The following is a 13954-nucleotide window of genomic DNA, read 5'->3' on the forward strand; positions in this document are numbered from 1 at the left end:
AGGAAAGAAGATACCTTTTTTCCTTTTGTTTTTCTATTTAACTTTCTATTATTTCACCACTTCATTTATTAAATCTATTAAATGATGAATCCCCTCATCATTTGTTTTCTTATATCCATTCATGTTTTGAACATATCTCTCCTTATTTGCATATAGCCGGTTTACTGCATGTGTAAATGTACTATTACTTGCTCTGTCTTGAAGTAAAACTTCCGCATACCCTTGCCTAGAAAAATAGTCAGCATTTAAAACTTGATCCCCTCTACTGGAACCGTTAGTTAACGGGATAAGCAACATCGGTTTCTTCAAAAATAACAATTCAGAAATAGCAGTAGAACCCGCTCTGGAAACGACAACACTTGCCATATTCAATATATGCGGCAATTCTTCCCCTATATATTCAAATTGCATATAACCTTCCATGCCAATAGATGAATCCACCTTTCCTTTACCACACATATGAACAATATTAAAACTTAATAATAATGTATCTAAACTTTTCCTTACCATATCATTTATCCACTTAGCACCTTGACTCCCACCCATAATTAACAATACTGGCTTATCTTGCTGAAATTCACAATAACTTCTTCCTCGTAATACGTTACCTCTCTCAATTTCTTCCCTTACAATTGGTCCTACATAAACTTTTTTCTCGTTACTTACACTCTCCCCTGTATGAGGAAATGTTGTGCATAGTTTTGTAGCAAAAGGCAATGCTATTTTATTTGCTAACCCTAACGTACTGTCTGGCTCACGTATTACGATTGGTACATGATTTAACCATGCCCCTATAACTACAGGAACTGAAACAAATCCTCCTGCCGAAAAGATAACGTCTGGCTTCACTTTCTTAATTAATTTATAACTTTGTAAGCAGCCTTTTATAATTTTAAAAGGATCTTTAAAGTTCTCCCAATCCCAATATCTCCGAAGTTTCCCCGTTGAAATACTATTGTACTTAACATTTTGAACTAATAACTTTTCAATTCCATTTTGAGATCCAATATACTCAACTCTCCATCCTTTTTCCATAAATTTAGGAATCAATACCATATTAATCATAACGTGTCCTGCTGTACCGCCCCCAGTAAAGAGAATCTTTTTATTCATAACTTATATCCACCTTTATCATTAAAAATCTTGCTTTATATCAACCTATTACATGTAAGTAAACTTACTATTTGTAAATATTTAACTCAAATCCTATATCTTGCAAAAGATCTTTGATAAGTTCATAAAAATCATTTCCATACTCACTACATTCACACTGAGTAAAGACTTGGATTACAGGCCTAATTCCCGTCTCTACTGCTGGATTTTTCCGATTAACCTTTTCCACGTATGCTCGACATTTATTTATCGCCTCATAGATGTGCAAAACATGCGCTTCTTCATCTTTCCAATCCAGCGTATCGACAATCGAAAGAAATAGTGTATTTTGATTATTTATTGCTTCATAACCATTCACATTCATATACTTCTTACACCCTTTTTTATTTTTCATTGCATGCAGATGTCACTGCACTTCGCATATTCAAGTACATCTTTTAATGATTGATGAAATTGAATTTCTGGGATCCAACCTAACTTTTTTATATCCTCTATTACTAAGCTCTCATTTGAGCTGCTTCCACTATTCTCTGTTTCTTTTATAGTAAAATGGAGCTGTGTTAATCTTTTATATTGTTCTAGTACATCTAATAAAGATCGTCTCACTCCTGATCCAATATTATATTGTTTCCCATTTATACCATTACGTAATAACACATGATACGCTTTAACCGCATCACGTACATCTAGAAAATCCCTACTATCTTTCAAACTGTTTACTTCAATAATCGCTTTACTTCTATCCGATTCTATATCTATCATTTTTTTTGCGAGAATCGAACAAATGCCATTCGATTCTCCTGGACCAATTAAGTTTGAGGGCTTTGCAATGATAATATTTGAATCCATTAATCCGCCCCAAGCCTCTGCAATAATGACTTGCATCGTTTTACTTAAACTATATGGATTTGAAACTTTTATGTTATTCATACTATCTGCTTGCAATGCAGATCCTATAACTAATGTTTTACAATGCGAAGCTTCCTGCTTAATCGCTTCTAATAAATACAAAGTCCCTATTACATTAACCTCCATGTATTCAAGAGAAGCTGTCCAAGATTCTATAACTGAATTTCTTCCTGCTAAATGCAATACATAGTCTGGTTTTATTTGTTTCATTACCTTCATTACTTCGCTCTTATTAGTTAAATCACAAGTAATACTATTTCCGATGTTTTCTCTATGTGGACGGTTTTGAAACATAGGAATTACATGAAAGCCCTGCTCTAAAAAATATTGGCAAGCATGTCGACCTGTGAAACCATTTGCACCAGTTATTAAAAGGCTTGCATTTTTTTTCATCGTAGAAATCCTCCTTTTAATAGCATTTGTTTCACCTCATCTTTTGCAAGTAAGTCTTGTTGAGAACTAAAACTCTTCACATCCACAAGCGGATAACTAGCATAATATTCTTGAAGTCCCTCTATAGGAATAGTCGGTAGTACCACAAAATAATTTTGATCAAAACTTATACTTGTTTTACTCTCTACTTCAGATAAAAGCATTTCACTTAATTTTTCACCTGGCCTTATCCCTACTTCTTTTATCTTCACGTTTTCTTTTTTCGAATCTTCGATCAACACCTTTGCTAAATCTGTGATTTTACATGCCGGCATTTTCATGACAAAGATCTCCCCTCCTCTTCCGTCAAATGCTGCTTTAAATAACAACCGAACAGCATCTTCAATCGTTAAGAAAAACCTAGTCATATTTACATCGGTAATTCCTATTTGTGAAGACTTCTTAATTTGCTTTTTAAAAAGCGGCACTACACTTCCGCTCGTCCCTAAAACATTTCCTCCACGAACACAAATGAATTTTGTTTTCTTCGTTTGCACATTCGCATGAACCATTAATTTTTCACCAATTGCTTTTGTCATCCCATACGTATTTGATGGATCCGCTGCTTTATCTGTTGAAACATATATAACTTTCTCAACTTGCATCTGGATAGATGCTTCAATTACATTTTGCGTACCATGTATATTTGTTTTTATAGCTTCATAAGGATAATACTCACATACTGGAACATGTTTTAATGCTGCAAGATGGAATACATAATGTACATCTTGGCAAGCATAAACGAGTTGGTCTTTATCACGAATATCTCCAATGATAAATTTTAATCTAGTTTCATTTATAAACTGTTGCTGCATTTCAAACTGAACCGTTTCATTCCTTGAAAAAATTCTAATTTCTTTCGGTGATTTTTCTAATAATTGTTTTATAAGTTCATGTCCCCACGAACCTGTACCACCAGTAATTAAAATTATTTTATTAAGCATTTCTTTTCCTCCTGCTGTACATTTCATAAAAATTGTATTTATTAAAAGCTATTGAATTATTTTCAATTGATTCAAATCATAATTGTCATTTGTTACATTAAATTGACAAAATAAAAAAACAGAAACTATTAAGCATAGTTTCTGTTTTTCTTTTCGCTTCATAACGGTAAGATTTTTTATACTATTTGCATGATAAATAAATTCCTTGTAAAAAACACCGCTCATTTATTTCTTATACTTGTAATAAAATAAAGTGAAACTTTATTTAGTGGGGGGGGGTTCATCCCCCACTGATTATCAGCCCTCACCAATCGGGCTTTTACGGGCAGCCCGACCTCCACTGAACTTCTTTGCTTCCACTGAATTTTGAGGTGGGGATCTTACTGCCCGGCAAATAGCGGGATAAATAGAATGATTCATAGCCAATAATCACGTTTAAACTTATGAAGAAGGGAGGTAACGGAATGGACCGAAGCAATTCAAATCATACATATAACGGACCTTCCAAAGCACTGCCTCTCTCCCTATTTGATGTAAAAAATGAATTGAAACAAAAAAGCAAACTCATTCATTCTGACACCATGTATACATTAACGAAAGAAGAACAATTCATCATCAACAATATAAAAATACAGACAGAACAACTAAATAAAAATAATGTTACGAGAACACGCGCATACTACCAATTTTACATTCGATATCCAGAAATACATTGGGCACTACTTGGGCATATGGTATCACGTAACGGTGGTTGGAATATGACTGATTTAAAAGGAGACTTATATACGAAACTTTTATCAGAGAAAGATCAAATTACATTTTTTTCTTTTTTAGAAAGAGGGAATTGGCTCATTTTTCAAGATGTATATCCTCAATTTTTACTTTATGAACAAAGTGTTAAAAAAGCAAAAAAGCTATTTCATCTTCTCCCTCACCTAAATGTTTCTACATTTATGGAAACGATGTGGAACGATTTTTGGAAAACTGGGAACAAAAAAACATTAGCAATCGCAACTATTATTAATGAGCAAAACTACTTAGAAAAAAGAGTGATTCAAAATGCACACTTTCAAAAGACCGTACTCAATAGTATCGGATTTAAACTCTTTGATTTCTTTCAGTTTAATCATATCCTTTTCCCTTTCTACGAAAATAATACAAATCAAAAAACTTTATTAATTGGCGATACAATGAAACATTTTACTTCCTTGCATGAACGAATCTTAATTGGAAAAAGATTGTATTCATTATTATTTCGAGATACACATATTTTATCTCAAATCATATATTGGGCCGAGCATCATCCACATACAGGCTCAAGGAAAGATTACTGGCCTCATTTATTTTCAAGTGTAAATGAATCTTTTTCCCGTGAGTTTTATAAACGCCGAATAAAGAAATGCCAGTTGCGTAGTGGCGCATATCGTATATACAGCCCTGCACTCATCTATGCATGGCGAGATATGAAGCATGAAGAAGTTGAAAGTGAAGATTGGTTTACGGACTGGCAAGTTGTAAATTACTTAGTGGATAAGGAGGAAAATATGAATGGACAAATTACAGAAGACTACTGCAAAACACTCGAAAAAATTGAACTGGCAATTCTCGCAAAGAAAAATGTCCTCCTTCGAGAAGAAGAATAATTTTCTAGCATTAGCAGTTACAATCTTACTCTCTTCAATTATCGGAACTTACTTAGATGCTTTCTTTGTCCATAAGCACATATATTTCTTTCCAGTTAGGCCCTTCCCATCCATATTCTCAGTTAACATTGGCTTTACGTTGTTTGTACTACCGATTTTAACAATCATTTTCATACAAATTTCAAAAACATTATCTGCCGTTTCTAGAACTATATTTATTATTTCCATAGGTATTTGTGCTAGCATTTTTGAACAAGTTGCTGAAGGTTTAGGTTTATTTATACATAGTGCAGACTGGAACCATACATATTCTTTATTTGGTTATATGGTGTTCCTTTCTTTTATTTGGAAAGTATATAATTGGATACAAAAATAAAGAGACCATTATAGGTCTCTTCTTAAGCATACTCTTCAGTTACTGCTAATGGTGCAAACGTTTGAAGACTTTTAGAACGTAAACGATAGGCAACAACTTTCTTCTTATATTGCCTTATTACATCAACATGTTCTTCATAACTATATATCGATAACGTAATTACTCTTTTTCCTTTTTTCGTTTCAATGATTATCGGCGTGCCTTCACCTTGTGGCGGAAAATAATGTTTATCTAAAAATAAAGCCTCGTTAAAATCATTTATAACTTGCAGTTTCATTTCGCCCTCTATATTCTTTCCATCTAGCGATACAGTCGTATGTTCTTCATCAAGTTTTTGATGTAATTCAAATCTACTAATAATGGATTCTACAACAGAAGTTGGCATACTAGAAACTAGAACTTTAATGGCACCAAAAATAAATAATGTAACTATAAACCATGTTGTCACTTTTATCATCTCCATACATTTTAAAATAAGTAGCATTATACTTCTTATTATAACTTTTAAAATATAAATTTCGTTCCATAAGGTATTAATACACTAATGAGTATTCCTGTTACAATCATCGTTACTGAACCGATAGTCGCTTCTTTCTCGCCTTCCTTCACGAGTCGACTCACACCGATAATATGTGATGCGCAGCCCATCCCCACTCCTTTTCCAATCGTACTTGTTATCCGGAAAAACTTAAGTACTGTCGGTCCGATAATAGCACCTGTTATTCCTGCAACAACTACAAAACTAGAAGTCATAGTTGGAATACCACCAATTTGATCCGCTAATGAAATGGCAATTGGCATTGTCGCTAATTGCGGAAGAGTTGTTAGTATAAATTCCTTATCTATATTCAAAATCCCACCAATCACTACATTCATACTCGTTAAAGCCACTATACCTATCAATACGCCAATAAGTATCGATAAAAAGTTTTTCATAAGTATCTTTCGTTCTTTAAATAGAGGTATGGCTAACGCTACAATTGCAGGACTCAAAAAGCCTGAAAGAACGTCCCCACCATTTTCCTTATACTCATGATGAGAAATGCCAAACATCAGAAATAAGCAAATCATAATTGCTGTAACTGTTAATACTGGTAACATAAATGGAAACGTATATTTTTTATACAGCTTTGTCGCAACTAAATATATGACTACAGTAATAAGTATTAAGACCATTTGAATCGTGCACCTTGTCGATTTTATTTTTTGAATGTTACTAATAATTGACTTACATACCCTGAAACAATCAATGTTACTACCGTACTTGCAACAACTAAAAGGAATATAATACTTCCCTTACTTAAAAGAAAAGATCCATATTCCATTAATCCTGTTGTCGAAGGAATTAGAAATAACGGTAAAAATAAGATTAACTTTTCTGCTCCTAACTCAAACCACTTTAATGGTAAAATACGAGTAGAAAGGAGTAGGAACAGCATTAACATTCCTATTAAACTTCCTGGCATCGATAGATGGAATATTCCCTGAATCCACGTACCAGCTAAGCTAAACATATATAGCACGCCTACTTGAAGTAAAAGTGTTACGTACTTCATTTCTTCCCCTCATTCCAATATTACGCATCACTATTATGAAATTTCGTTTAGCGTTTCCGCAAACCTCGTAATTCCAAGTTGGATTTGTTCTACATTTACTCTCCCAAAAGTAAAACGAATATATTCACTTTTAGAACCTAAAACACTTCCAGGGACAAATGCTACACCATTCCGTATAGATTCACCTAATAAATGATATTCATCAAACGTTCCTTGTACTTTGCACCATACATGTATTCCACCCTCTGGAACAAAAAATTCAACGCGGTCCCCTAATATTTCTTCAAGCTTTCTAATTAACTCATCTCTTCTTTGTTTCAATTGTCCACGAAGCATTGTAATATGCGTATGAAAATCTTCTGATTCTAAAAATTGATTTGCTACCCACTGTGTAAATACACTATGACCAAAATCAACTTGTTGCTTCGCATCTGCTAAACGTTCTATTACGCGCGTAGGACCAATTACCCAGCCAATACGTAATCCTGACGCAACAATTTTTGATAATGAACTTATATAAAGAACATTCCCATTCTGATCCATTGATTTTAATGTTGGATTCACTTCTCCATTAAAAGAAGTTAAACTATATGGATCATCCTCTACAATCGGTATACCGAATTCAGAAGACAGTTCTAAAATCTTTTTACGCCTCGCTAATGAAAGCACAGTACCGGTCGGATTTTGATAATCCGGATTCAAAAACACCATACGAATACGATGCTTTTTGTGCAAATCGATTAAGTCATCTGGATTCATTCCATGCTCATCAACAGGTAAATGGAATATATTTAAACCGGCCGATTTAAACATGGGAAGCGAGAAACAATACGAAGGATCTTCAATTGCAATGGCATCGCCCGGTTTTAATAAGCATTGAACGATAAGATTAAGTGCCTGTTGTGCTCCAGATGTAATCAGAATCGAGCTTGATTCTGATTCAATTTGTTTGTATTGCTGAACATGTACTGCAATTGTTTTTCTCAACATCTCATTTCCAAGTGGATGGTCATAACCGAGGTTTTCCATAAATGTTTTCTCCGACAAAATCGTTCGAAATCTATCGCTCGGAATTAATTCTGGTGACAATTCTCCACTCGCTAAATTAATTAAGTCATCTTTTTGTGTTTCCGTTCGAATTTGTTGAACAAGTGGTACGTTAGGTAAGAACGATCCATCCTCAACGTACCTCCCCCAGTTCGGTATTCGTTTATGTGACACACCCCATATGTCTGTATTCACCCGAGTTCCGCTTCCTTTTTGCCGTTCTACTACTCCAAGTGATTTTAACTCTTCATATGCAGCTACTATTGTGCTCCGGTTCACTTGTAATTCCTTTGCTAGCATACGCTCAGAAGGTAACTTGCTATCAGAAGGAAATTCACCTGAAGAAATACCCCTTTCAATATAATCAGCAATTTGTTTATATACAGGTGTCTTATCTGCACGATTTGGTTTCCATTCCATCTAGTTCCCTCCTCTCAAAACGAACTATCCTTTACTTATTAATAACAGTATTCACTGTAACAATCGTATTAATTAAGCACATGATTTAAAAATGTTTCTACCGTCATATTAAAGCTAGTTGGCTACTCTAAATAAGGTAAATGTCCACTATTTTCAAACTCAATGAAAGTCGTATTTTTTAAATGTATTTCAAACTCTCTTACATATTTCTCAGGGACAAAATCATCATTTCCCCCTCTTATTATTAAAACAGGATATGAAATATTTGCAAGAAACGGTCTCTGATCATAATCAACTAATTCAGCAAATAATCTTTGAATATGCAATGGGTTAATAGACTGTAAAGATTGATAAAATCCCCGGACAATCCCTTCATTATCTGCTACTCCCATCGCCTTCAATAATGTATCCGCCCATGTTTTTCCGTTATCCTGTAAGCTAAGTAAATCATATACTTCAAGTCGCTCTTTACGATCCTTTAGTTCCAAATAAGGAAATGCATTTACAACAATTAAGCTAGAAACAAAGCTTGGATATTGTATAGCAAAATCAATTCCTACTCTAGCCCCTTTTGAAAGACCACAAATGACTACTTTTTGTAGCTTTAAATAATTGCATAACTCATACAAAACATTTGCGTATTCTTTAAAGTTAATTTCTAGTCCTTCAGATTTCCCATGCCCAGGTAAATCTATTGAAATCACTGTCCAATTCCCCTTGAAATATCGCCTTTGATATAACCAATTATTTGCGTTTCCTCCAAGACCGTGTAAAAACAATATGACGGGACCCGATCCTTCTATATTATAAAAAACCTTTCGATTCTTATATTCAAAATACATATTCATCACCTTCAGCTATAGCATCACTTATTTTTATCTTTGAACGGGTATATCCAAAACGGTTCTCTCTCTAACCACTCGACTGTTTCCGGAACACCATCTTCATACTCTCTTTTCAGTTCCGCTACCTTAGTCGCAAATTGTGATGCATGTGCTTGCAATGCGTCCAACTTTTTGGGAACATATTCTTTTACTCCATTTTTAAAACTTGGTGGCCCTATTTCTGCTTCATGATTATTTGAAAAAGCTACAGCATAAAATGTTGGCCTCTTATTTTCCGGAATATTAGCTAACGCCCTGGCTACTGCTTCTCCTGTTGCATTATGATCTGGATGAACTGCATATCCCGGATAAAAAGAAATGACTAACGAAGGATTCAATTCTTCCACACAATTTTGTATTACACTTCTTAATTCTCCAGGAGTTTCAAATTCAAGCGTCTTATCACGATATCCCATCATACGTAAATCTTTAATCCCTAAAATATTAGTTGCGCTCTTTAGTTCTTTCTCTCTTGTAGCATATAATGATTCACGTGTTGCAAAAGGAGGGTTTCCCATCGCTCTCCCCATTTCGCCAAGCGTTAAACAAACATACGTAAGAGGAACATTCTGCTGAGCATAAGCTAAAATTGTTCCAGCCACGCAATATGATTCATCATCTGGATGCGGAAAAACAATTAAAACGTGGCGCTCATTTTTTATCAAAGTGCTACTCCTCCATCATACACAATATGAATGTGTTCCTTTAAAAAGTTATTAAATCACTACCGCATACCACGTTACCCCAACAAGTAGAACGAAAAGAAGGATAATATAGATAGTCGATAAGTTTTTCACATTTCTCTTTGTAGACTTGCCGTAATTCTCCTCCACATTTCGTGCAACTAGTACGGTCCCAAACAGCGATACAATTACAATAATAACTACTAGTGAAATTGCAAAACTCATTGTATTTTCACCTCTCTAAGGCCAGTCTATTTTAATTAAAAACTTCAATGAAAAACTTTCTCTTTAAAGCATCAAAAAATACTACCTTTCTTCTCTTATCATAATGGATGTTTGTAAAAAACGGACCAACCACTTTTATGTTTTTTTGCTCATCCACTTCAAAATAAAAAGCAACTAATCACTTAGATCAGTCGCTTTTTCAAAAGGTTATTTGTATTCATTTTTCACTTAAAATTAATCCGATTTAAAAGTTTCGTCTTTTCATAATGAAACATTGATTGCGATAGCTCGAAAATTGTTCCATTTACAAGATAAACTGTATTTTCAATAAGAAGCGACGTATTTCACCGCTTCTTACTATGACCATATTTACTATTTTACAAGTGACTTATTCGCTCTTATAACTTCTTGATAAAGTAATGGTGACCATTTTTCATTTATATAATCTTGTATTATCCAGCCCACTCTCGTAGGATTCTTTTGCTTCATATAATTTGCAATTTCAGGATTTATGTAGGACGCATAATAATATGGACTATTCCATGCTGTACCACCAGAAGACAAGCTTGTAAAATTAATATATAGATGATTAACATCTTCACTATTGTTAATCGTTTCATTTAATGTATCTTTAATAGCGTTTATTTTCTCATCATAACTCACTTTATATTTATCTTGTACTGTTACATTTACATTTTGATTTATAGTTGAGGTAAACGTCTCATTGTCTGGCCAATAGAAATTATTATATCCCCCAGATTCATTACTACCACTATATCTTTTTAGTAATACAATTTTCCCACGAGCATCTCCAAGCTTTATATTCCCTTCTGTTTTTAAAAAGATTGGATCACGAAAATAATTTTTCTCAAACGTACTACTAAATGAGCTTTCCGCCCCTTTCATATCCTCATACTCTTTTTTTAAAGACATAATAATCGTTTCACTTGGATTATCTTTTAAAAATTGTTTCGCTTCGTTTATAAATTCGTGCAGTGTTACATAAAGATATAATGGCCCATGATGAAGAACTATCGTATTATCATCTGTTAAACGCCCTCTTATATCAAAAATTCTAGCTCCATGATCCATTTGATAACGAAAATCATATTCTTGCGTCATTCCCCACACTTGCTTTATCGGATTTTGCAACTTGAACGTTCCACTATCATGTGTTCCTGGAATTGAAATTCGTGCTAACGGTATGTCATCATTTATAGGTTTCATCCATCTAGACCAATTTTCAAGCTCATTAATAGAGCTAGCTGCAACGGTTTTCTTATCATTGAAAGCAAATACAAAGGCGCTAAGTACCATACTACATATGAATAACTTCAAAATAAACTTCTTATTGTTCATTATTATTCCTCCCTTTTCTGTTTTACATCAAACTTATTGAATATAATATAATCTGGTGAGTAAAAAATAAATGACATTTCATAAATATGAAATATTGCATAGAAGTAACGTTTAACTAATCGGACGAATACGAGGTGGAATTCTTACTGCCGACAAATTGCGAGATAAAGTAAAAAAACATTCACGTATCCTGAATTAAAATAATCGAAAGGAACTTCATCTGAAGTTCCTTTCGATTATTTTATATTTAATACATATGAACCATCTTTATTCTCATACTTATAGACATATAAATAATATTTACCTGGCTTTGCATTATAGGTTCCTTTAACTACATTTCCTTCATTTTCACCATATGCTACATAGTTATTTACATCCGATTCATGATGAAGTACCCATGTCATTCCAATATTTTTTTCATTTAGTAGAGAGATATTAATAGTTTCTGGCGAGTCAATTTGGAAAGTAAATACATCTACGTTATCACGATTATGTAGTGTCCCTTTCATTGGTGTATGAAAGTTAATTTTATTTGCCTGTTTAGGTTCATTATTTGGTTCATTTTCTGTTACTTGTAACTCATTCCCACCGTTTAGTTCTCTTCGTTCATACCCTAAATTTACTAGGATAGACTTCAAATCCGGTAAAACACCAATTTTATCTGAATATGGATCTTTAGACTTCGTTCCAGTGTTATGGTTACTTAATATCGTTCTCAATTCACTTGGTCTATATGGTTGTCCTACATTTTCTTTAGCAATACTTTGTACTAAAGTCGCTGCTCCAGCAATAATAGGCGAAGCACTAGACGTGCCACTAAAGCTGGATGTATAAAGATTTACAGCACTTCTACTTTGCTCAGCTGTAGTTGTATCTACGTTTTCTCCCCAGCCATACACATCAATACGGCTTCCATAATTCGAAAACCACATACGTTCATGAGGGAAAGATGAAGAACCCGCTCCTACCATAATTGCACCCGAATCTTTAAAATCTTTACTATTACGATTTAAAACTTGTTTACCATTTCTATCTTTAAATTGATCTAAATCATTCCAACCATTTGCTCCAGCCTCTATAATTACAACACCCTTATCTGTACCCGCACGAATTGCATCAAAGATATCTGGTTGTACTTCAACAGGTAAATATTTATCACCATATCCATCAAAAGAAGCTTGTGCCTCTAATAATAAAACATCCCCAGCTTCTAAATGATTTACAGCACTTAATATTGCATCAGCTGTATTATACTGTCCGTTATCTCTTATTTGAGAAATCACTTTTGCTTTCGCTTTTGGTGCAATCCCAATATTCCCTACTTCATTATCTTCAGATGATACAATTCCTAGTACAGACGTCCCATGACCGACATGTTGATCTATATTTCTTCCAGACATCAATTCAATATTTCGATGTACTAAATCCTCATGATTTAATAACCAACCATATTCCATATCAACAAAGGTTACATCATTTCCATTACCGCCTTGAACGCCCCAGGCGAAGGGTGCATTAATACCGTATGGTGCTGCTTCAAGATAACCTTGTTTATTAAATCTAGGATTATTATTAGGAGTAAGAGATACACTTAATTGTTTCACTTCAGGCGGTATTATTTTTTCTTGTTTCTTCATATACACATCTTCTATTAAAGAAGATGCTTTTAACTTATCTACTAGTGTTTCTTCACGCCCATCATTTTTGGTTTGAAGAATATAGTAGTTTAATAGGCTTGTAGATACATTATTAGGTGCTTTCACTTCAAGATTTTGTATTTCTTCCGGACTTACAGATGTGAATAGACGAGTAAATGTTACATCTGGATATTCTGCCAAAAAATCTTCTAATACTTTATCGTTCGTTTCAGATTGTATCTGTTTTTCAATACCATCTTCATATGGTAATTTCAAATCTGCACTGAATTTTACAATGATTTGTTTATCTGTTTCTTGTTCTATCCCTAATTTACTCTGCTGTTCTATAGAATCAGCAGTTACAATATTAACACTGTCCCCTATTCCTAAAAATGTTGAGACGATCACAGCTGAAACACCTACTCTTTGAAACATTTTCATTACATAAATCCTCCTAATTCATAACAATTAATAATCGTTATATTAATCTATAATGATTTCATTTCTATAACATATTACCTTTCTACTAAATAAATTATAGTAAGCAGCAATATGAACTTCAATGTATTTTCATATGCAATATTTCATATTTGAATCCTATATGGATGTAAATAAAAAACTTATAATGATTATTTATTTTATATGTGCTAATATACTTACATTAAAATATTTATATTCCCATATTCTGAATTACATTATGCAACAGTTATACCTTACTTTATTAGG

At 33.6% G+C, this 13954-nt stretch carries 15 protein-coding genes and 1 pseudogene; 2 read left to right on the plus strand and 14 right to left on the minus strand.

The window, feature by feature from the left end; genetic code table 11:
* Positions 1-48: 48 nt before the first annotated feature.
* From MHH42_RS18645 to MHH42_RS18660, 4 genes are all read right to left on the minus strand, one after another.
* Complete coding sequence (locus tag MHH42_RS18645) at positions 49-1113, minus strand: undecaprenyldiphospho-muramoylpentapeptide beta-N-acetylglucosaminyltransferase (protein ID WP_016108961.1); 1065 nt, start codon at positions 1111-1113, stop codon at positions 49-51.
* Between the two features lie 67 nt (positions 1114-1180).
* The gene (locus tag MHH42_RS18650) at positions 1181-1507 is read right to left on the minus strand and encodes a DUF6572 domain-containing protein (RefSeq protein WP_097854958.1); all 327 of its coding nucleotides are present in this window, start codon (positions 1505-1507) and stop codon (positions 1181-1183) included.
* Positions 1504-2415, minus strand: coding sequence for an NAD-dependent epimerase/dehydratase family protein (locus MHH42_RS18655; protein ID WP_016108963.1), 912 nt, complete (start codon positions 2413-2415; stop codon positions 1504-1506). Before MHH42_RS18655 ends, MHH42_RS18650 begins: the two co-directional genes overlap by 4 nt.
* Positions 2412-3398: a UDP-N-acetylglucosamine 4,6-dehydratase family protein gene (locus tag MHH42_RS18660; RefSeq protein WP_016108964.1), complete on the minus strand. Its 987-nt coding sequence runs from the start codon at positions 3396-3398 to the stop codon at positions 2412-2414. Before MHH42_RS18660 ends, MHH42_RS18655 begins: the two co-directional genes overlap by 4 nt.
* 464 nt (positions 3399-3862) lie before the next feature.
* On the opposite strand from MHH42_RS18660, the gene MHH42_RS18665 reads away from it, so the two are divergent.
* Both MHH42_RS18665 and MHH42_RS18670 read left to right on the plus strand, forming a co-directional pair.
* Complete coding sequence (locus MHH42_RS18665; RefSeq protein ID WP_000376156.1) at positions 3863-5041, plus strand: DUF2515 domain-containing protein; 1179 nt, start codon at positions 3863-3865, stop codon at positions 5039-5041.
* On the plus strand, positions 5016-5417 hold the full coding sequence (locus MHH42_RS18670; protein WP_131202366.1) for a CBO0543 family protein: 402 nt from the start codon (positions 5016-5018) through the stop codon (positions 5415-5417). The genes MHH42_RS18665 and MHH42_RS18670 overlap by 26 nt, the downstream gene beginning before the upstream one ends.
* A gap of 22 nt (positions 5418-5439) precedes the next feature.
* Here the strand turns inward: MHH42_RS18670 and MHH42_RS18675 are convergent, their stop codons facing one another.
* The 10 genes and pseudogenes from MHH42_RS18675 to MHH42_RS18720 form a co-directional block, all read right to left on the minus strand.
* A complete protein-coding gene (locus MHH42_RS18675) occupies positions 5440-5865 on the minus strand; it encodes a YfmQ family protein (protein WP_000214609.1) in 426 nt (141 codons plus the stop codon).
* Positions 5866-5921: 56 nt separating this feature from the next.
* Positions 5922-6593: an LrgB family protein gene (locus MHH42_RS18680; RefSeq protein ID WP_340893798.1), complete on the minus strand. Its 672-nt coding sequence runs from the start codon at positions 6591-6593 to the stop codon at positions 5922-5924.
* Positions 6594-6616: 23 nt separating this feature from the next.
* Positions 6617-6973 (minus strand): CidA/LrgA family holin-like protein, encoded by a 357-nt coding sequence (locus MHH42_RS18685; protein ID WP_000878478.1) that lies wholly within the window; start codon positions 6971-6973, stop codon positions 6617-6619.
* A gap of 33 nt (positions 6974-7006) precedes the next feature.
* Positions 7007-8440, minus strand: a complete 1434-nt coding sequence (gene pdxR / locus MHH42_RS18690) for a MocR-like pyridoxine biosynthesis transcription factor PdxR (RefSeq protein WP_000454969.1) — start codon at positions 8438-8440, stop codon at positions 7007-7009.
* Positions 8441-8562: 122 nt separating this feature from the next.
* Positions 8563-9282 carry an alpha/beta fold hydrolase gene (locus MHH42_RS18695; protein ID WP_340893800.1) on the minus strand — a complete coding sequence of 240 codons (720 nt, stop codon included), beginning with the start codon at positions 9280-9282 and terminating at the stop codon, positions 8563-8565.
* A 23-nt stretch (positions 9283-9305) separates the two neighbouring features.
* Entirely contained in the window at positions 9306-9986 is a 681-nt protein-coding gene (gene bshB2, locus MHH42_RS18700) for a bacillithiol biosynthesis deacetylase BshB2 (protein WP_340894769.1), read from the minus strand.
* Positions 9987-10040: 54 nt separating this feature from the next.
* Positions 10041-10232, minus strand: coding sequence for a hypothetical protein (locus MHH42_RS18705; protein ID WP_000006467.1), 192 nt, complete (start codon positions 10230-10232; stop codon positions 10041-10043).
* Positions 10233-10456: 224 nt separating this feature from the next.
* Positions 10457-10570 (minus strand): annotated as a pseudogene (locus MHH42_RS18710) (GntR family transcriptional regulator); the annotation flags it as partial.
* Positions 10571-10604: 34 nt separating this feature from the next.
* Entirely contained in the window at positions 10605-11591 is a 987-nt protein-coding gene (locus MHH42_RS18715; RefSeq protein ID WP_340893802.1) for a phosphatidylinositol-specific phospholipase C, read from the minus strand.
* Between the two features lie 236 nt (positions 11592-11827).
* Positions 11828-13669 (minus strand): S8 family peptidase, encoded by a 1842-nt coding sequence (locus MHH42_RS18720; RefSeq protein WP_098054473.1) that lies wholly within the window; start codon positions 13667-13669, stop codon positions 11828-11830.
* Positions 13670-13954 lie beyond the last annotated feature (285 nt).

It is taken from the genome of Bacillus sp. FSL L8-0099 (genome assembly GCF_038006385.1).
In the GTDB taxonomy this organism is placed as follows: domain Bacteria; phylum Bacillota; class Bacilli; order Bacillales; family Bacillaceae_G; genus Bacillus_A; species Bacillus_A toyonensis.

What these genes read in the sequence shown, in the direction of transcription:
- MHH42_RS18645 (WP_016108961.1), bottom strand. Translation starts at nt 1,113, where the DNA reads ATGAATAAAAAGATTCTCTTTACTGGGGGCGGTACAGCAGGACACGTT.
- MHH42_RS18650 (WP_097854958.1), bottom strand. Translation starts at nt 1,507, where the DNA reads ATGAAAAATAAAAAAGGGTGTAAGAAGTATATGAATGTGAATGGTTAT.
- MHH42_RS18655 (WP_016108963.1), bottom strand. Translation starts at nt 2,415, where the DNA reads ATGAAAAAAAATGCAAGCCTTTTAATAACTGGTGCAAATGGTTTCACA.
- MHH42_RS18660 (WP_016108964.1), bottom strand. Translation starts at nt 3,398, where the DNA reads ATGCTTAATAAAATAATTTTAATTACTGGTGGTACAGGTTCGTGGGGA.
- MHH42_RS18665 (WP_000376156.1), top strand. Translation starts at nt 3,863, where the DNA reads ATGGACCGAAGCAATTCAAATCATACATATAACGGACCTTCCAAAGCA.
- MHH42_RS18670 (WP_131202366.1), top strand. Translation starts at nt 5,016, where the DNA reads ATGTCCTCCTTCGAGAAGAAGAATAATTTTCTAGCATTAGCAGTTACA.
- MHH42_RS18680 (WP_340893798.1), bottom strand. Translation starts at nt 6,593, where the DNA reads ATGGTCTTAATACTTATTACTGTAGTCATATATTTAGTTGCGACAAAG.
- MHH42_RS18685 (WP_000878478.1), bottom strand. Translation starts at nt 6,973, where the DNA reads ATGAAGTACGTAACACTTTTACTTCAAGTAGGCGTGCTATATATGTTT.
- pdxR (WP_000454969.1), bottom strand. Translation starts at nt 8,440, where the DNA reads ATGGAATGGAAACCAAATCGTGCAGATAAGACACCTGTATATAAACAA.
- MHH42_RS18695 (WP_340893800.1), bottom strand. Translation starts at nt 9,282, where the DNA reads ATGTATTTTGAATATAAGAATCGAAAGGTTTTTTATAATATAGAAGGA.
- MHH42_RS18705 (WP_000006467.1), bottom strand. Translation starts at nt 10,232, where the DNA reads ATGAGTTTTGCAATTTCACTAGTAGTTATTATTGTAATTGTATCGCTG.
- MHH42_RS18715 (WP_340893802.1), bottom strand. Translation starts at nt 11,591, where the DNA reads ATGAACAATAAGAAGTTTATTTTGAAGTTATTCATATGTAGTATGGTA.
- MHH42_RS18720 (WP_098054473.1), bottom strand. Translation starts at nt 13,669, where the DNA reads ATGAAAATGTTTCAAAGAGTAGGTGTTTCAGCTGTGATCGTCTCAACA.